This is a genomic window from Streptococcus ovis DSM 16829 (assembly GCF_000380125.1).
In the GTDB taxonomy this organism is placed as follows: Bacteria; Bacillota; Bacilli; order Lactobacillales; family Streptococcaceae; genus Streptococcus; species Streptococcus ovis.
In genome coordinates, this window is sequence record NZ_KB904574.1 from 170,773 (window position 1) to 188,519 (window position 17,747).

At 36.6% G+C, this 17,747-nt stretch carries 21 protein-coding genes; all 21 read left to right on the top strand.

Annotated features, from left to right (window positions below; all coding sequences use genetic code 11):
- Positions 1–3: 3 nt before the first annotated feature.
- The 21 genes from A3I9_RS0105755 (at position 4) to A3I9_RS0105865 (ending at position 17,745) form a co-directional block, all read left to right on the top strand.
- Entirely contained in the window at positions 4–1,305 is a 1,302-nt protein-coding gene (locus tag A3I9_RS0105755) for a hypothetical protein (protein ID WP_018378098.1), read from the top strand.
- The gene (locus A3I9_RS12520) at positions 1,277–2,206 is read left to right on the top strand and encodes a glycosyltransferase (RefSeq protein ID WP_156809174.1); all 930 of its coding nucleotides are present in this window, start codon (positions 1,277–1,279) and stop codon (positions 2,204–2,206) included. The genes A3I9_RS0105755 and A3I9_RS12520 overlap by 29 nt, the downstream gene beginning before the upstream one ends.
- Before the next feature lie 12 nt (positions 2,207–2,218).
- Positions 2,219–3,268 (top strand): acyltransferase, encoded by a 1,050-nt coding sequence (locus A3I9_RS0105765; protein WP_018378100.1) that lies wholly within the window; start codon positions 2,219–2,221, stop codon positions 3,266–3,268.
- A gap of 2 nt (positions 3,269–3,270) precedes the next feature.
- Complete coding sequence (locus A3I9_RS0105770; RefSeq protein WP_169333650.1) at positions 3,271–3,987, top strand: LicD family protein; 717 nt, start codon at positions 3,271–3,273, stop codon at positions 3,985–3,987.
- A 20-nt stretch (positions 3,988–4,007) separates the two neighbouring features.
- A complete protein-coding gene (locus tag A3I9_RS0105775; protein ID WP_018378102.1) occupies positions 4,008–5,120 on the top strand; it encodes an NAD/NADP octopine/nopaline dehydrogenase family protein in 1,113 nt (370 codons plus the stop codon).
- Between the two features lie 22 nt (positions 5,121–5,142).
- Complete coding sequence (locus A3I9_RS0105780) at positions 5,143–5,745, top strand: HAD family hydrolase (RefSeq protein WP_018378103.1); 603 nt, start codon at positions 5,143–5,145, stop codon at positions 5,743–5,745.
- 13 nt (positions 5,746–5,758) lie between these two features.
- A complete protein-coding gene (locus A3I9_RS0105785) occupies positions 5,759–6,409 on the top strand; it encodes an NTP transferase domain-containing protein (protein ID WP_018378104.1) in 651 nt (216 codons plus the stop codon).
- Positions 6,410–6,427: 18 nt separating this feature from the next.
- Complete coding sequence (locus tag A3I9_RS0105790) at positions 6,428–7,132, top strand: aspartate/glutamate racemase family protein (RefSeq protein WP_018378105.1); 705 nt, start codon at positions 6,428–6,430, stop codon at positions 7,130–7,132.
- Entirely contained in the window at positions 7,125–7,538 is a 414-nt protein-coding gene (locus A3I9_RS12525; protein ID WP_018378106.1) for an FAD synthase family protein, read from the top strand. Before A3I9_RS0105790 ends, A3I9_RS12525 begins: the two co-directional genes overlap by 8 nt.
- A gap of 8 nt (positions 7,539–7,546) precedes the next feature.
- Positions 7,547–9,001 (top strand): lipopolysaccharide biosynthesis protein, encoded by a 1,455-nt coding sequence (locus tag A3I9_RS0105800; protein ID WP_018378107.1) that lies wholly within the window; start codon positions 7,547–7,549, stop codon positions 8,999–9,001.
- A gap of 656 nt (positions 9,002–9,657) precedes the next feature.
- A complete protein-coding gene (locus A3I9_RS0105810; protein ID WP_018378109.1) occupies positions 9,658–10,458 on the top strand; it encodes a dihydroorotate dehydrogenase electron transfer subunit in 801 nt (266 codons plus the stop codon).
- A 15-nt stretch (positions 10,459–10,473) separates the two neighbouring features.
- Positions 10,474–11,415: a dihydroorotate dehydrogenase gene (locus A3I9_RS0105815; RefSeq protein ID WP_018378110.1), complete on the top strand. Its 942-nt coding sequence runs from the start codon at positions 10,474–10,476 to the stop codon at positions 11,413–11,415.
- Between the two features lie 16 nt (positions 11,416–11,431).
- The gene (locus A3I9_RS0105820; protein ID WP_018378111.1) at positions 11,432–11,917 is read left to right on the top strand and encodes a prolyl-tRNA synthetase associated domain-containing protein; all 486 of its coding nucleotides are present in this window, start codon (positions 11,432–11,434) and stop codon (positions 11,915–11,917) included.
- Between the two features lie 282 nt (positions 11,918–12,199).
- Complete coding sequence (gene pyrF, locus A3I9_RS0105825; RefSeq protein ID WP_018378112.1) at positions 12,200–12,892, top strand: orotidine-5'-phosphate decarboxylase; 693 nt, start codon at positions 12,200–12,202, stop codon at positions 12,890–12,892.
- Positions 12,885–13,226, top strand: coding sequence for an inorganic diphosphatase (locus A3I9_RS0105830; RefSeq protein ID WP_018378113.1), 342 nt, complete (start codon positions 12,885–12,887; stop codon positions 13,224–13,226). Before pyrF ends, A3I9_RS0105830 begins: the two co-directional genes overlap by 8 nt.
- Complete coding sequence (pyrE, locus tag A3I9_RS0105835) at positions 13,223–13,852, top strand: orotate phosphoribosyltransferase (protein ID WP_018378114.1); 630 nt, start codon at positions 13,223–13,225, stop codon at positions 13,850–13,852. The genes A3I9_RS0105830 and pyrE overlap by 4 nt, the downstream gene beginning before the upstream one ends.
- A 222-nt stretch (positions 13,853–14,074) precedes the next feature.
- A complete protein-coding gene (locus tag A3I9_RS0105845) occupies positions 14,075–14,728 on the top strand; it encodes a uracil-DNA glycosylase (RefSeq protein WP_018378115.1) in 654 nt (217 codons plus the stop codon).
- 3 nt (positions 14,729–14,731) lie between these two features.
- Positions 14,732–15,202: an NUDIX hydrolase gene (locus A3I9_RS0105850; protein WP_018378116.1), complete on the top strand. Its 471-nt coding sequence runs from the start codon at positions 14,732–14,734 to the stop codon at positions 15,200–15,202.
- A 35-nt stretch (positions 15,203–15,237) separates the two neighbouring features.
- Positions 15,238–15,870 (top strand): hypothetical protein, encoded by a 633-nt coding sequence (locus tag A3I9_RS0105855; protein ID WP_018378117.1) that lies wholly within the window; start codon positions 15,238–15,240, stop codon positions 15,868–15,870.
- Positions 15,871–15,928: 58 nt separating this feature from the next.
- Positions 15,929–16,462, top strand: coding sequence for a 2'-5' RNA ligase family protein (locus A3I9_RS12535; RefSeq protein WP_018378118.1), 534 nt, complete (start codon positions 15,929–15,931; stop codon positions 16,460–16,462).
- A 14-nt stretch (positions 16,463–16,476) separates the two neighbouring features.
- On the top strand, positions 16,477–17,745 hold the full coding sequence (locus A3I9_RS0105865; protein WP_018378119.1) for a dihydroorotase: 1,269 nt from the start codon (positions 16,477–16,479) through the stop codon (positions 17,743–17,745).
- The last annotated feature ends 2 nt before the right edge of the window (positions 17,746–17,747 follow it).

Here is a 17,747-nt window from a genome sequence, read left to right on the forward strand (position 1 = left end):
ATTATGAGTTTTAATAAAAATAAATTTGGTTTAGTGTTCTTTTTGTTAGTTGCCTTTATTGAATTTCCTCTACGATTAAAAGGAATGGGGATCATATCTTCCTTATTCTTATATGCATTACCGATTACGTATATTTTTTTTAATTTGGGATGGGTTGTACAGGTTTTTACTGAATTAAAGAAATCAGTATTTTTCCTTGTTTTAATTGGATATATGTATTTACTTGGTATATCATTATTGCTTCCGATACTGTTTGGAACCTTTGATTTTTCATTTCTAACAATTTATTGGTTTGGTTTCTCTGCTTTTTTCCTAAAAAATCTATTTTTGATTATTGCGTTTGATAAATATTTTGCGACAAACAATGGAAGTAAAGTAGAACAATTCATTAATTATTTTTTAAATGCTCTAACGCTATATATCAGTTTTAGTTTAGTCTTAATTTTGATTCCTTCTTTAAGGAGTTTGTTGCTAAATATTCTTGAAATTGATTCAAAATTTGCAAATTATTTGACGTTGCCTACTTTTTTGACTCGTTTTGGTTGGTCAGGCTGGTCAGGTTTTGATTTTACGATTTGGAGTACGCTCGGTGTATTGTTCTGTATTGTTCTATCTGTTTTTTATAAGAATAATCGAAAAAAACAAGTACGTTATTTAATGAGAATTCCAATTTATATCATGGGGAATATGTTTTATGGCCGAACAGGACTTGTAGTGTCTGCTATTTCTTTGGTCGTATTAGTTTTTATATTAGCAGTTAATTTAAAATTTGGCTATCTTATAAAAGTAATGCTTTTAGGTGCATCTGGGATAATATTACTTGTATTCGTAAAGTCACATATCTCTTTTTTGAATGAATGGTATAATTGGATGTTTTCTGCTTTCATTAATTTTTATCAAAAGGGGCGTTTTGTAGATAATGTTGGATCTGTTTCAAGGTTAAAGGAGATGTACTGGATACCTGAAATCTCTACTTTACTTTTTGGAGACTTTAAATACACTGATTTAGGACATTATTATATGAGTACTGATATTGGTTTTATGCGACATCTCTTGTTCTATGGAATTATAAATTATTTTTTAGAAGTACTATTTGCAGTTTCAGTTGGTTTTAAATTTGTTAGAATCTTTTTTAAGAAATTTAATTTAGATAGATTTTTACTCAGCATTTTGATGGTATTAGTGATTGTGATGTTTGAAATGAAGGGTGAAACTTTATTTTACATCATTTCAATTATTTTACCAATTGTAATGTTAGCGGTGAAGGAGCGTAAAATTGATCACAGTAATCATGTCCATTTATAATGAAAAATTATTATGGATTCAACAGTCAATTGATTCAATCTTAAATCAAACATATACCAATCTTGAGTTGATTATTATTGTAGATAATCCCGAAATCGATAGCTCCATTTTGGAGTACTTGACAACATTATCGTCTCAATATTCTAATGTAAGGATTGAGAAAAATACAGTAAATATTGGCTTGGCTTCTTCTATGAATAAGGCGATTGAACTTGCAAAAGGGGAATATATAGCAAGAATGGATGCGGATGACATATCGTTATCTAGTCGAATCGAAGAAGAGTTGAAACACTTGGAAGAAAATGAATATGATTTGGTCTTTTCTGATAAAATAAATATGAGTGAAGATGGTGCTGTTTTTTTTGAAGAAAAGATATCAGACAGAGATATTCAGAAGAGTTTGTATTCTGGGAGTAATATTGTTAATCATCCTACAGTATTAGTGAAAAGAAGTGTTCTAATTGCCTTGAAAGGGTATCGTAATTTTCCAAATTCTGAAGATTATGATTTGTGGTTAAGGATGCTTGAAAGTGGCTATAAAATAGGTCATATTAGAAAAGTATTGTTGAAATATCGATTAAGAAGTACTAGTGCTTCAATTGGTAGAGCATTGGAGCAATATTATATTAGCGAATATATTGTTTCATTATCTGAAAAAAGGCGTCAACAGAATGGTAAAGATCAATATTCAATGGACGAATTGCAAAGATTTCTCAACAAAAAGAAAATAACACCTAGAAGACAAAAGAATTTTTTAATTGCCTCCCAGTATTTATCTCAATCTTTATCGGCTATTCAAGAGTATTCTTTCTTAAAAGCTATATCTAGTTTATTGATTTCCTTTATTTATTTTCCAAGTTTACCCTTTAAAGCTATGTTGAGAAGGTTAAACTTTAGGTAATGAGGAGTAAGAATGAAAAAAAGAAATTCTGGAATAGATATATTAAAAATAATCGCAATGTTTATGATACTGTTTATTCATTTACTTGGAGAAGGTGGAATTATTTCTACCCTCCAACATATTGGGGGGAGCAAATATTATGTTGTTTCGGCAATTGTTGTTGCGTTTTATTGTCATGTTAATTGCTATGGTTTAATCAGTGGATATTTAGGAGTACAGAAGCAATCAAATTATTTAAAAATTTTCTTGTTATGGTCTCAAGTGATTTTTTATAGCTTAGGTGGGACGTTATTGTTATTTTTGATAGGCTATACTGATATTACGACAGAAATATGGAAAAAAACGTTATTTCCTATATCTAGTGGCACATATTGGTATATGACGGCTTATTTTGGAATGTTAATTTTTATCCCTCTTATGAATCCAATTTTAAAAAAAATGACAGCAACTCAGTTGATGAGAGTCTGTTTAGTTTCTTTTTTTCTTTTTTCATTCTTTCCAACAATATTATCAGATAGTAATAAGTTTTTAGGAGTAAATCAGGGGCTAAGCACAATTTGGTTGATAAATTTATATTTGATTGGAGCATTATTGTATAAAATAGATTTACATAAGATTAAAAATGTTATTCTTTGTGTCATCTATTTCAGTTCAATTTTTGTAACAGTGCTAATGAAGCAAGTTTTTAAGGCTGATTATTGGCTAATGTATAGTTCTCCTACAATTTTATTGAGCGCAATATCTGTTTTTATCTTATTTAGTCGTATCCAAATTCCATCAAATACGACGAAAAAGGTATTAGCAGTGATTAGTTCTTTAACTTTAGGGGTGTACTTATTGCATTTTCAACCGATGGCTTATGAACTTTTTTTAAAGAATAAATTGACATATCTAGTAGAGTATCCATTTGTGTATTTTATCATTAGTTTATTAGGAATTTCTATTCTTGTGTTTAGTATGAGTCTATTGATTGACTATTTAAGGCTAAAATTTTTTGAAAGAATACAGGTAAGAAGATTTTGGGAGCGTTTATTAAAGCGTACCTTTGATGTGGAGGAATGAAAGTGAATTTTACAGACACGAAATATTGGAAAAAATTTCAAAAAAACAAATTATTATTTCCGCTCTATAAAAAATATATAGGGAAGCATATTACGAATTATTTCTTGACAGATAGACGAAATGAGATACAACATACCGGCATCGAAACTATTCAGGAGATAGAGGAAGCATTATCCAGCAAAGGAGCCACATTCTTTTTGGGGAATGGTTCACTATTGGGTATAGTTCGAGATGGAGAAATGATTAAATGGGATCATGATATTGATTACGGTATCTATATTGATGAACAATTCGGCTGGGAAACATTAGAATCTAGCCTTCGTAATTTAGGCTTTTCAAAGTATAAAGAGTTTTACTTTGAAAATGAGTTACTAACAGAACAGACTTATCGTCGAAATAATACTTATGTTGATTTCTTTAGGCATTTTGAAACTGAAGATGAAACTTATTTCTATTCATATTATAAAATTATGGGAGAAGAATATGCTTCTGAGAATGAGCAAAGTGTGAGAACCTTTAATACTGTAAAATTAAGTGGTTCTCAAGTGATGTTGATTGATGGAAAGCAATTCCATGTCCCTAACGAATACGAAGAGTACTTGGCTGGATTGTATACTTCAACTTGGAGGGTACCTAATCCTAACTGGGTTGCAGGTTCTGGTCCAGCTTGTCGTGTCTTGTCAGGGAAAAAAGGTTTTTGTAAAATTTTAGAGCCCTAATTAATATTGGAGATTATAAAATGAATATAGCTATTATCGGTGCTGGTAATTTGGGAACAGCAATCGCCGCTGATTTAGGAAGAAATCACGAAGTCAAAATATATAGTTCAAGGCCAGAAAGTTTTGGAAAGAGTTTGCAATATATTGATGAAGTAACTAAGGTAATACATTTTGGAAATGTTGCTCTTGTATCGAATGATTACAAGGAAGTTGTATTTGATGCTGAACTTATCTTTATTTGCTTACCGACTTTTTTAATTAAAGAAACCGTAGAGAAACTTATTCCTTTTTTACAAAAGGATGTAAAGGTAGGGTTCGTTCCAGGTGCAGGGGGAATTGAGTATCTTTCGAAAGAATTGGTGGATCGAAAAGTTCCTATTTTTGGTTTTGAGCGAGTTCCTTATATTTCTAGAGTAAGAGATTATGGAAAAAGTGTTTGCGCTTCAAAAAAACAACATTATCGTATAGCTACCATTCCTAGTGCTGAGGCTATTTCATTAGCAGGAGTTATTTCGGAATTATTCGAGGTTCCGTGTGATGCGATGAGCCAATTTATATCCATATCACTGACTCCTACTTTGCATACTTCTAGGTTATACGATTTATACAAGGATTACAAAGAGGGAGACTTGCTAGATGTAAATCCATATTTTTATGGAGAATGGAGAGACTCTGCCTCTGAAATTTGTTTAGAACTTGATTCAGAGTTACACAAAGTGGCAAGTAGTTTAGAACAAAAAGGAATTCCTACTAGCGAACTTGTTCCCTATTCTATTCATTATGAGAGCGAAACACCAGAATTATTGACACACAAACTATGTTCGATTTCTTCCCTTTCTAGTATAAAGGGACCTCTTATTGAAACAACGAAAGGAAAGTATGTGGTTGATTTAAATTCGAGATATTTTACAGAAAGTTTTCCATATAGATTGGCACTTGTAAAAGGTTTAGCTGATATATGTCAGATTAGTATTCCAAAAACAGATGAAGTTCTTACTTGGTATTCTCAGTTAGCAGGAAAAGAATATTATATGGACGGGGAGTTTACGGGAGTGGACAGCTATGAATGCAATATCCCTCGAAATTATGGCATCCAGACATTAACTGATTTAAGAGATTTTTATCAAGCTTGATAGGTATTTTAAGGATTATTAAATGAGCGAATATATATTTTTATTTGATTTAGATTCGACTGTTACAAAAAAAGAAATTTTACCAACAGTTTCAGAAAAGATTGGTAAGTTGAGTGAGATGAGAAGATTGACAGAGGCTACAATGCAAGGAGAGCTACCTTTTAAGACAAGCTTTTTGCAAAGAGTGGATATTCTTAAAGATATTGATGTCAATGATGTTCGAGATATTGTGAAAGATATTCCGTTGAATCATGCAATTGCCAATTTTATTATGAGTAATAAGGACAGATGTTATATTGTTACTGGTAATTTGGATGTATGGATTGACACACTAATGGAAAAATTATCTATGAAGGAGCATTTATATTGTTCAAAAGCAAATGTCAAGGAAAACAAAATTGATCATGTCGTTAGCGTTGCTGATAAAGAATTAATCGCTCGGCAATTTGTACATCCACTCGTTGTAATTGGTGATGGTGATAATGATTCCGGAATGGCAAGGTTGGCAGATATTGCGATTGGTTTTGGTGGAGTTAGAGAAATTGCTCCATCGTTACTTAGAAATATTGATTATGCATTTTACGATGATATAGCTTGTGCAAATTTTTTAGAAAGTTTGTTGTAGTAAATGAGGTTTAATGATGAATAAGAACGATACAACCATTGTAATATGTTGTGCAGGTATGGGAACACGTTTAGGCATTGGTACTCCAAAAACGTTAGTGAATATCTGTGGAAAGCCTCTTATTATCCATCTTTTAGAGATGTTATCAGATTATGATGATATTCGGATAGTAGTAGGCTTTCAGGCTGAAAAAGTAATCAATGTTGTAAAAGAATTTAGAAAAGATATCACTTTTGCATTTAATTATGATTATAAAACAACAGGTGTTGCTGCTAGTCTATCTAAAGCAATTCTAGGAGCTAGAAAATATGTGGTTTCTATTGATGGTGATTTATTAATTAATCCAAATGATTTCCAAGGATTTTTAGAAGCACCATATGAATGTATTGCAGGTAGTGACCCAACTTCAGAAGAAACTATTTATATGTCGACAAGTTCTGATGCAACAAGAATTGTAGAATTTTCAAAAAATAAAACTGAGACAGAGTGGATTGGACTGGTAAAAATTGAAACTTTTAAACTTCATCAATATAAGGATAGTGTAATCGAGATGATGAAAGAACATCTTCCGCTACCTTTAATAAGAGTACGGTCGCGTGAAATAGATACTCCTGATGATTATGAAAAGATGGTAAATTGGTTTGCGAACGGTTGCCAAGATTAATTGAATGGAGAGGAATTTATGAAAAAAAAGATGACAATTGGTGTTCTTGGAGGAATGGGGACTTTTGCTACAATCCATTTTTTCCAACAGTATGCCAGTGTGTTTAAGGCGGAAAAGGAATGGGAAAGACCTAGAATAATAATTGATAATCGGTGTACTATGCCTAGTAGAGTGAGAGCTTTTTTATATGATGAAAATACTGATCAACTTGTTGACGAAATGGTAGATTCAATTAAAAGTTTAGTGAATGCGGGTGCTGATAAAATTATTTTAGCTTGCAATACGTCTCATATTTTTATTCCAAAAATTGAAGAAAAATTTCCTCAAGCGAAGGGGATGATTATAAATATTATCGAAAACTGTTCCCAAAAAATTTTAGAAGATAGTATTGATGAAGTCTATTTGCTAGGTTCCGAAGGTACGATTGAATCGGGGGTATATCAAACGATTCTTGAAGAAAGTGGCATACGTTGTCTCGTTCCCGAAGAAGAGCAATATAAAATATTAAGAGATTGTATTGAGGCAGTGAAACAACATTCTTATAGTGAAGATATAGAAAGTAAGTTTCTTTCATTAATCAATGCAAATTCTATCTGTATTTTAGGGTGTACAGAATTACCTATTTTGTATGAAAGATATTTTGATAAGATTAGTTGTGAGAAAGTATACGATCCATTATTACTAGTATTAGATAAGTTGAAAGAAGAATTTATAAATGAATAAAATATTAACATTTGGAGTATATGATTTTCTACATTTAGGTCATTTACGTTTATTTAAACAGTGCCATTTACATGGAGATTATCTGATTGTTGCTGTACAAGATAGTGATTTCATTTTAAAATATAAGCCTGAGGCTAAGATTTTATACAATACAAGTGAAAGAGTAGAGATGTTAGAAGCTATCAAATGTGTTGATGAAGTTTTAATTTATCAAACTGTTTCAATTGATTTTTTATCAATCATAGATTTTGATATTTTAGCACTGGGTGAAGATCATGTTGCTGAACGTTTTTGCAAGATAGAGAAGTGGTGTATAGAACACGGAAAGAAGGTTGTTCGCTTGAAGAGAACAGACGGAATTTCTTCTTCAAGTATTAAAGAATTTTTGAACGATTCAAAGAATTAATATAAAATATGAAAAAATTATTAAATAATTACAAGGAGTTGTCAACTCCTTTTAAAGCATCAATATGGTTTTTATTTTCGGTTTTTGTTCAAAAGGGGATTTCTGTCATTGCGACACCTATATTTACTCGTTTGATGTCTGCGTCTGAATATGGACAATATAGTGTTTTTGATTCATGGCTGAGCATTATTAGCATTTTTGTATCTTTAAATCTGACTTCAGGGGTTTATTTACAGGGGTTAGTTAAATTTGATTCTGAAAAAGAAGAGTATACTTCTTCTTTAGTCCTTCTTTCAACAACTATCGCTGCATTCTCTTTGGTTTCTTGGGGCGGATTTCAAGATTTTTTCGGGCGATTGCTATCTCTTGATTCTATACAAATGTTGTCGTTATTAATCATGATATGGACAACGAGTATGTTTAATTTTTGGGCTGCTAGACAGAGGGTAGAATATAAATACAAAGTGCTAGTTCTTATTACACTATTAGTATCTTTATTAAAACCAGTGATTGGAGTTATTTTTGTTTCTGTTTTTACAGATAAAGTGACAGCAAGGATAGTGGCAATATTATTAGTAGAAATCGTATTTTTTACTCCATTGTTTTTTGTTTTACTAGGAAAATCTAAGCGAAAAGTTAATTTCATGTTTTGGAAGTATGCATTGGTGTTTAATTTGCCATTGATTCCTCATTATCTATCCCAAACAGTTTTAAATAGTGCGGATAGAATCATGATAAAAAATATGATTTCTACTGATAAAGCAGGTATATACAGTCTAGCCTATTCAATCGCTGTTTTGATGACATTATTTAATACAGCGTTGATGCAAACTCTTAGTCCATGGATTTATCAGAAAATTAGAGCAAAGCAATTTGGAGAGATTAAATCAATTGCTTATTTTACGATGATTCTCATTGCATTTGTGAATATTCTATTAATCTTTTTTGCGCCAGAGGCCGTCCGATTTTTTGCACCACCATCTTATTATGAAGCAATATGGATTATTCCACCAGTTACGATGAGTGTTTATTTTATGTTCATCTATGATTTATTTGCTAAATTTGCGTTCTATTATGAAAAAACAAGATTTATTATGTTTGCGAGTGTTATCGGAGCAATTGTAAATATAGCATTAAATTATATTTTTATCCCTCAATTTGGCTATATTGCAGCAGGCTATACAACATTATTCTGCTACATTATATATGGATTAGGTCATTATATCTTTATGAATAGAGTATGTGATTTGTACTGTGGTGGAGTTCGACCATATGAGAAAGAGAAGGTCATTATTATTTCTTTGACATTTTTAATAATTGGTAATATGGTATTGTTGACGTACAATTATCCGTTGTGGCGATTTGGTCTGATACTTGTTTTATTGCTGATTTTATTATTAAAACGTAGAATATTTATCCAAGAACTAAATAAAATTTTACAGGTGAGAAAGCAGTCGCATTAATGTGTAAAATGTTTCTTTTAATAAAAGATAAAAATTTTGTTAATACTTCATTACTAGAGCCAAACCATAAATCGTAGTTCGATTTTAGTCAATCAAAATTTTTAGATTTTCAGATATTACGTTCGTGATATCCGAATTATTTTATTAAAAAAACAGTAATATATTCTCATTTTTTCAACTTTTTAGCATGATAATTCTATAAAAATTGAAAAGGAGAAAATGTTTATGGATAATATTAAAAAGCGAATGCATCGGCATATGTTTTGGATCGGCCTAGTCTCATTGGTTTTGATGTTGGTGGACATATTACTTCAGTTAATTTTCATATGAACTTAAGTGAGCCACTGAATCAAATTGAACAGACGGTTTGTATTGTGTTAAGTATTTTACTCTTTTTAGGGATTTTGACAAATAAAACGGATAAACGAACTGGTACTTCCAGAAAATAGCCTCCCCTTGACAACCTTCTTTTTTCAAGTTATAATGAGTGAAAATTAGACCTTTAATGTAGTCCTGTGAGGCTGGCAAGGTTGTCGTGAAAAATGGTTGAGTAGTAGTATTGCAAGCTCTGCCTGTTTTTGTGTAACCTTGCCTTGGGGCGAGGTTTTTTTCTATCGTTTGTGTCCTTCGGTTTGTAGAAAGTGAGGAGAGAGAAAATGGGTGTGAGTGGGTGTAAGAACTCCTCTGTATTGAAAGAGGAGTTGACAATTGTCAGCCAGCGTGAGATGGTACCTCGGATTTTTGAGATGGTATTATCAGGGAGGATGGTTCAGGAGATGAAGGCTGGGCAATTCTTACATTTGCGGGTTCCAGATCCGAGTAAGTTATTGCGTCGTCCGATTTCGATTTCTCAGATTGATAAGGAAAAAGGGGAAGCGACGATCATTTATCGTGTGGAAGGAGAAGGAACGGCTCTCTTATCCCATTTACAGGAGGGTGACGTCGTAGATACGATGGGGCCACAAGGTAATGGATTTGATCTGTCGGTTGTATCAGAAGGACAGATTGCTCTCTTGATTGGCGGCGGTATTGGTGTTCCACCTCTAGTTGAAACAGCTAAGCAGTTGGCTCAGAAGGGCGTGCGAGTCGTATCTGTTATCGGATTTGCCCATAAAGATGCAGTGATTTTGGAAGAAGAATTGTGTCAATACGGTGAGGTCTATGTGACGACGGACGATGGCTCGTATGGGATTCATGGTTATGTGTCTACAGTCGTGGATCAATTCGCCTGGACACCTGATGCAGTCTATTCCTGTGGAGCACCAGGCATGCTCAAGTACGTGGATGCCAAATTTGAGAATCATCCGCATGCCTATCTTTCGATGGAATCACGAATGGCTTGCGGGATGGGAGCTTGTTATGCCTGTGTGGTGCGCTTGCGTGATCAAGATGGCGCAGCAAACAAGCGTGTGTGTGAAGACGGTCCTGTCTTTGAGGCAGGCAAGGTTGTCTTGTAGAAGTTGGTGACAAGGATGAATGATAATCGATTACATATCTCACTTCCTGGATTAGAACTGAAAAATCCTATTATTCCTGCTTCGGGTTGCTTTGGTTTTGGACAGGAATATGCTGAGTATTATGATCTTGATGTGCTAGGTTCTATCATGATAAAGGCGACGACAAAAGAACCTCGTTTTGGGAATCCGACACCACGAGTAGCAGAGACGCCTTCGGGGATGCTCAATGCCATTGGTCTGCAAAATCCAGGAGTGGATGCTGTTCTTTCTGAAAAACTCCCTTGGTTGGCAGAGCATTTTCCGGACCTCCCCATCATCGCCAATGTCGCTGGCTTTTCAAACGACGAATATGCCTATGTTTCTGAAAAGATTTCTCAGGCACCAAATGTAAAAGCCATTGAGCTGAACATCTCCTGCCCCAATGTGGATCATGGCAATGCGGGACTGCTCATTGGTCAGGTGCCTGAATTGGCTTATGCAGCGGTGAGGGCCAGTGTAGAGAACTCCGCTGTGCCTGTCTATGTCAAGCTAACACCAAGTGTTGCGGATATTACGACAGTTGCTAAAGCTGTGGAAGAAGCAGGAGCGACAGGCTTTACCATGATCAACACCTTGGTTGGAACTCGATATGATTTGAAAACGCGTCAGCCGATTATCGCGAATGGCCAAGGAGGCATGTCAGGGCCAGCAGTATTTCCAGTTGCTTTGAAACTCATTCGTCAGGTTGCCCTAGCTTCTGATTTGCCGATTATTGGGATGGGTGGTGTGAATTCGGCCGAAGCAGCCATTGAAATGATGATTGCGGGTGCGTCTGCTATTGGTGTAGGAACAGCTAATTTTACGGATCCGTTCGCTTGTCCGAATATAATTGAAGACTTGCCAAAAGTGATGGATCGATATGGGATTGCAAGCTTGGAAGACTTGCGAAAAGAAGTCAGAATCAATCTGAAAGGATAGAAAGAAGGTAGTTTAAATGGTATTTGCGACTGAAAAAGAAGCCTATGATTTACTAGAAAAATTAGAGATCTCATATGAACGGTTGGATCATCGTCCGATTACTTCAGTTCAGGATTTAGAGTTTACTTTACCAGGTCAACAAGTAAAAAATCTAGTCTTGAAAAACAAGAAAAGTCGTCAATTTTATATGGTCATTTTACATGATGAAAAGCAGGCCAACATTGCCGATTTAGCAGAGCGATTAGGGGAAAAACGTCTTTCTTTTGCCAGTGATGAACAACTGGAGGAGCTGCTGCATGTTCCAGCTGGGACGGTGACGCCCTTTGGTCTCCTTTTTGACACAGATAATCGGATTCAAGTAGTGGTGGATGCGGAAGTAGACCAAACCTTGACAGTAGGTTTCCATCCATTTATTAACTCGACGACCTTAAATATTGCTTATACAGATTTTGAAAAAATCATGGATTTTGTCAATCATCCCATTCGCATTGTAGAATGTTAAGAAATCTGGTTTTTCCTTGACAATCGTTGGAAAGCCATGTAGAATGAAGATAATCAAATAACCTTTAATCATGTCCAGAGAGGCATCAAAGGTCCACGGAAAAAGGGTGCAGTGTACCCATATTTTGTGTAGCCTCACCCTCTTTGGTGAGGCTTTTCTTTGTACTGTTAGAACAGTGTGAGAGTAGATGTAGCAGCTACAAGTTTGTAGCGTCAAAAACAGTGTTGGATAGCATAGAGAAAAGACAGTACATGATTCCCTTATGTATCAGAAAGGAAGAATATGCGCGAAGCTCGCCCGATTATTGCCCTTGATTTTCCTAATTTTGAAGCGGTTAAAGAATTTTTAGCTCTTTTTCCTCGGGAAGAAAAGCTCTATGTTAAGATTGGCATGGAATTGTATTATGCGGTTGGTCCAGAGATTGTACGTTATGTGAAATCTTTAGGGCACAGTGTATTTTTGGATTTAAAATTGCACGATATTCCCAATACAGTCCAGTCGGCAATGGCTGCGCTGGCCAATTTAGGGGTTGACATGACCAATGTACATGCAGCAGGTGGGGTTGAGATGATGAAGGCTGCACGAAAAGGTTTGGGAGAAGGTGCCAAATTGATTGCGGTGACGCAACTAACTTCAACTTCCGAAGAACAAATGCAGTCTGACCAAAATATTCAAACCAGCCTCGCAGAGTCTGTCCTTAACTACGCTCGCAAATCAGCGGAAGCAGGTCTTGATGGTGTCGTCTGCTCAGCTCATGAGGTTGAAGCTATTAAATCTGCTACATCGAGTGGTTTCGTCTGTTTGACACCGGGCATTCGTCCTGCAGGCTCTGCTGTTGGTGACCAAAAACGGGTCATGACACCTAGTCAGGCTAGGAAAATTGGCAGTGACTACATCGTGGTAGGACGTCCAATTACACAGGCAGAAAATCCTGTGACGGCTTACCAAGCAATTAAGGAAGAGTGGAATGGTTAGGAAGAGTTATCAGGTCATCATTGATAGACCTATGGGGTTTCGAGATCATTTTGGGAATACCTATCCTGTTAACTATGGTTACATCCCTGAATTGTTAGCAGGAGATGGTGAGGAGCAAGATGTTTACATTATCTCTCAGCATGTTTCACAGCCTTTGACGACTTTTTTCGGAGAATTGGTGGCCATCATTCATCGTAAAGATGATGTGGAAGACAAATGGATACTAACCTCTCCAGGAGAAAATCTAACGCTTGAAGCTATTCAGGCACAGACATATTTTATTGAACAATATTTTACATCAAGCATTGAGATGCTGGAGGAGGAAATTTTATGACATTAGCGACACAAATTGCATCAGATTTATTAGACATTAAAGCTGTTTATTTAAAACCTGAGGAACCATTCACATGGGCTTCAGGGATCAAATCGCCCATTTATACAGACAACCGTATTACACTGTCTTATCCAGAAACACGGACACTGATTGAAAATGGTTTTGTTGAGAAAATCAAAGAACATTTTCCAGAGGTTGAAGTGATTGCAGGAACTGCTACCGCAGGGATTCCACATGGTGCAATCATTGCAGATAAGATGAATCTACCATTTTCTTACATCCGCAGCAAACCTAAAAAACACGGGGCTGGTAATCAGATTGAAGGGCGCGTGGTGAAGCGACAAAAAATGGTCATCATCGAAGACTTGATTTCGACAGGTGGCTCTGTGCTGGATGCGGTCAAGGCTGCGCAGGATGCAGGTGTCGACGTCTTGGGAGTTGTTGCTATCTTTACCTATGAACTGCCAAAAGCTACTGAAAACTTTGAAAAAGCAGGCGTGAAATTGGTAACCTTATCCAATTACAGTGAACTAATTAAGGTAGCAAAAGTGCAAGGCTATATCAATGCTGATGGATTGACATTGTTGAAAAAATTCAAGGAAGACCAAGAAAACTGGCAAGAATAGGCTAAAAGGCGGGGAACCCGCCTTTTTATGCTATAATATAGAAAAATGTAACGATATCTGATAACGATATATGGCCAATCACAGCCAAAATATCTCCTGCTAGCATTTTAGGATTCTCCTGTAGCAGAAGATAAACTGATAGGATGGAAGTTTTAAGTAAAAGAGTGTGGCTTTATCTTCGTTTGTAGACTAGTTATTCCATGTAGAGGAGGTAGAAAGAAAATGAAACATTCAGCTTGGCACGAAGCAATCAAAAAAGAACTACCAGAACATTACTATGCTCAAATCAATGCCTTTCTTAACCAAGTGTATGCACAAGGCATGGTTTATCCGCCCAAGGAAAAAGTTTTTGCTGCGATTCAGACAACAGCCTTAGAAGATGTCAAGGTGGTGATTTTAGGGCAGGACCCTTATCATGGACCCAAGCAAGCACAAGGTTTGTCCTTTTCAGTGCCAAATGATTTACCAGCACCGCCCTCTCTCCAAAATATCTTGAAAGAATTGTCTGATGACATCGGCGTGAAAGTTTCACACGACTTGACGCCGTGGGCTGAGCAGGGAGTATTGCTTCTCAACGCCTGCTTGACTGTTCCAGCGGGCAATGCCAATGGACACGCTGGACTTATCTGGGAACCCTTTACAGATGCTATTATCAAGGTAGTAAATGAGCAGGAGCAATCGGTCGTCTTTGTTCTCTGGGGTTCTTATGCACGCAAGAAGAAAGCCTTGATTACCAACCCTAAGCACTTGATTATTGAATCAGCGCACCCTAGTCCCCTCTCTGCTTATCGCGGTTTCTTCGGTAGCCGTCCGTTTTCAAAAACCAATGATTTTTTGGTGGAAAATGGCAGAGCAACAATAGATTGGTTGAGGTAAGATATGGTTATGTTAGCAACCATTTGTTATATCGATAATGGCAAGGAATTTCTACTCCTGCACCGCAATAAAAAGCCCAATGATGTTCATGCTGGAAAATGGATTGGGGTTGGAGGCAAACTCGAAAAAGGAGAAACGCCAGAAGCCTGCGCTAGGCGTGAAATCCTTGAAGAAACGGGCTTAACGGTTGAAAAAATGCACTTTGCTGGTGTCATCACCTTTCCAGAATTTACTCCTGGTCATGACTGGTATACCTATGTTTTTAAGGTGACGGAGTTTTCAGGAGAGCTTAAAGATTGTGACGAAGGAACGTTGGAATGGGTGCCTTACGATCAAGTCTGGGACAAACCCACTTGGGAGGGAGATCATACCTTTGTCGGCTGGCTTCTTGAAAATAAACCTTTCTTTTCGGCCAGTTTCACCTATAAGGGAGATAAACTAGTGGACGAGAGTGTGACCTTTTATGGAGAGTGAATACTCGGTATCAAGACAGGATAGAGGACAGTTATATGACAGAACTCGACAGAACCGTTTTATTTTTCACAACCTTAGAAGAGGGACGACTGGAAGAGGCTGATGAAATACTAAAAGAGAGTTATGAATTGTTAGAATCAGATGATAAAAATAGTTTATTCTGGCTGAATAACAACCATATCTATCTCTCTATAAAAAAGTGCGTATTTCAAGAAGCCAGAGAATTTGGCAATGAAAATATCAGACTATCAGAAGAACTTGATAATTTGGAATTAAAACATATCGCCTTACACCAACTTGCCTATATTGAACGTGAGGCTAAACAGTATCAACAGGCATTGGACTACATCATCCAAGAAAAAGAAATCATCGAACAGTTGGCTTTGGCTGGAAATGATGTTACGCTAGATAAAGCGGTCGCTACTTACGAATATGCTTATCTTAATTTTCTATTGGGAAATAAAGCAGTAGCAGAAAAAGAGATGCAGTTCAGTTTGAAATTGGCTCTGCAAACAGAGGATAAGGTTGCCCATGCCTGTGCCTATCGTGGTTTAGGAGAGATATTAACTGACATATCTTATCTCCAAAAAGCAAGAGATATTTTCGTGGAACTAGGCGATGAATATGGTGTTCGTGAAATAGATGAACTAATGGGAAAAGTGAGATAAAAGAGTGTGACTTTTTATGAGGAGTGATAGAGTCTGAGAAACGAGTGGGGAATACAGAATGTACGCGGTTATTTTAACATTTGATGAACAAATAGAAGATAGAATTAAGAAAATATGGCAAGAACTAGAGGAGCAGGGGATTTCTGATTATGCTAGCCAAGTCCAAAATCGAAAACCTCATCTGACGCTGGCTTCTTATGAAGAGATTGCGAATGTAGAAGTGTTTGAGAAACAGTTCAATCTTTTCTATCGTCAAGTGCCAAGTTTGACTGTTCAATTTTCATCACTTGGCTCCTTTTTACAGTCGGCTACGCTTTTTCTTAGTCCTGTTGTCACGCAATCATTATTTGTCTTGCATCAAGCGCACTATCAAACCTTTCATCAATGGTCTGCTCAGAATCTATATAGTCCAGAACATTGGATTCCCCATGTAACGCTCGCGAATTATTTATCAGCTGATCAATTACAGGAGGCATTCGCTTTTTGTCAGGGGCGATTGTCAAACTTAGAAGGATGCATTACAGGCGTTCAACTCATCGAAATTTCAAAAGATAAGCAAGTAAAAACTGTATTTCATATTGAATTTCAATAAAAGAAGGAGAAGCCATGCTTTTAATCAAAAATGGTCGTGTTGTTGACCCAAAATCAAACACAGATAAGGTTTTAGACATTTTGGTGTCTGATGGAAAGATTATCAAAATTGCTGAAAATATCGAAGAAAAAGAAGTACAAGTCATTGATGCGACTGGTCTGGTGGTGGCTCCTGGCTTAGTCGATGTCCATGTGCATTTCCGTGAGCCTGGTCAAACTCACAAGGAAGATATCCATACGGGCGCTCTTGCTGCTGCGGCTGGTGGTGTGACCTCCGTTGTCATGATGGCTAACACCAATCCAACCATTTCGACCGTGGAAACCTTAAAAGAAGTCCTGGGCTCAGCCGCTAAAGAGAATATCAATATCCATACAGTTGCGACTATCACTAAGGACTTTGATGGGGAGACTATTACGGATTTCGATGGATTATTGGCAAATGGCGCTGTCGCTTTTTCAGATGACGGGATTCCATTGACCAATGCGGGCGTTCTTCGTGATGCTATGAAATTAGCGAAAAAACATGATGTCCTCTTGAGCTTGCACGAAGAAGATCCAAACTTGAACGGCGTGTTGGGCCTCAATGAAAATATTGCTAAAAAACATTTCCATATCTGTGGCGCTACAGGTGTCGCTGAATATAGCATGGTAGCGCGTGATGTGATGATTGCCTATGAAACAGGGGCCAAGGTCCATATTCAGCACTTGTCAAAAGCCGAGTCTGTCAAGGTGGTCGAATTCGCCCAGTCGCTAGGTGCTAATGTAACTGCTGAAGCCGCACCGCAACATTTTTCACGGACAGAAGACCTCTTGCTGACCAAAGGTGCCAATGCCAAGATGAATCCGCCTTTGCGTCTAGAAAGTGACCGTTTGGCAGTCATCGAAGGGCTGAAATCAGGTGTTATCTCTGTGATTGCGACAGACCATGCTCCTCACCATGCTGACGAGAAAAATGTAGCAGATGTGACCAAGGCACCGTCTGGGATGACAGGACTTGAAACCTCTCTTTCTCTCGGTTTGACCTATCTGGTTCATGCTGGTCATTTGACCCTCCCTCAATTCTTAGAAAAGATGACCTACAAACCTGCTGAATTGTATGGTTTGGATGCGGGCTATCTGGTGGAAAATGGTCCTGCAGATTTAGTCATTTTTGATATGGAGGCAGACCGTGAGGTATCTGACCATTTTGCTTCAAAAGCAAGCAATTCACCGTTTATTGGTGACAAGCTGAAAGGTCAAGTGAAGTACACCATCTGCAAAGGTGAGATTGTCTATCAGGACTAGGA

Coding starts and splice junctions, on each gene's coding strand:
- A3I9_RS0105775 (WP_018378102.1), top strand. CDS start 4,008: ATGAATATAGCTATTATCGGTGCTGGTAATTTGGGAACAGCAATCGCC.
- A3I9_RS0105800 (WP_018378107.1), top strand. CDS start 7,547: ATGAAAAAATTATTAAATAATTACAAGGAGTTGTCAACTCCTTTTAAA.
- A3I9_RS0105810 (WP_018378109.1), top strand. CDS start 9,658: ATGGGTGTGAGTGGGTGTAAGAACTCCTCTGTATTGAAAGAGGAGTTG.
- pyrF (WP_018378112.1), top strand. CDS start 12,200: ATGCGCGAAGCTCGCCCGATTATTGCCCTTGATTTTCCTAATTTTGAA.
- A3I9_RS0105855 (WP_018378117.1), top strand. CDS start 15,238: ATGACAGAACTCGACAGAACCGTTTTATTTTTCACAACCTTAGAAGAG.
- A3I9_RS0105755 (WP_018378098.1), top strand. CDS start 4: ATGAGTTTTAATAAAAATAAATTTGGTTTAGTGTTCTTTTTGTTAGTT.
- A3I9_RS0105820 (WP_018378111.1), top strand. CDS start 11,432: ATGGTATTTGCGACTGAAAAAGAAGCCTATGATTTACTAGAAAAATTA.
- A3I9_RS0105765 (WP_018378100.1), top strand. CDS start 2,219: ATGAAAAAAAGAAATTCTGGAATAGATATATTAAAAATAATCGCAATG.
- A3I9_RS0105785 (WP_018378104.1), top strand. CDS start 5,759: ATGATGAATAAGAACGATACAACCATTGTAATATGTTGTGCAGGTATG.
- A3I9_RS0105780 (WP_018378103.1), top strand. CDS start 5,143: ATGAGCGAATATATATTTTTATTTGATTTAGATTCGACTGTTACAAAA.
- A3I9_RS0105845 (WP_018378115.1), top strand. CDS start 14,075: ATGAAACATTCAGCTTGGCACGAAGCAATCAAAAAAGAACTACCAGAA.
- A3I9_RS12535 (WP_018378118.1), top strand. CDS start 15,929: ATGTACGCGGTTATTTTAACATTTGATGAACAAATAGAAGATAGAATT.
- A3I9_RS0105790 (WP_018378105.1), top strand. CDS start 6,428: ATGAAAAAAAAGATGACAATTGGTGTTCTTGGAGGAATGGGGACTTTT.
- pyrE (WP_018378114.1), top strand. CDS start 13,223: ATGACATTAGCGACACAAATTGCATCAGATTTATTAGACATTAAAGCT.
- A3I9_RS0105830 (WP_018378113.1), top strand. CDS start 12,885: ATGGTTAGGAAGAGTTATCAGGTCATCATTGATAGACCTATGGGGTTT.
- A3I9_RS12525 (WP_018378106.1), top strand. CDS start 7,125: ATGAATAAAATATTAACATTTGGAGTATATGATTTTCTACATTTAGGT.
- A3I9_RS0105850 (WP_018378116.1), top strand. CDS start 14,732: ATGGTTATGTTAGCAACCATTTGTTATATCGATAATGGCAAGGAATTT.
- A3I9_RS0105865 (WP_018378119.1), top strand. CDS start 16,477: ATGCTTTTAATCAAAAATGGTCGTGTTGTTGACCCAAAATCAAACACA.
- A3I9_RS0105815 (WP_018378110.1), top strand. CDS start 10,474: ATGAATGATAATCGATTACATATCTCACTTCCTGGATTAGAACTGAAA.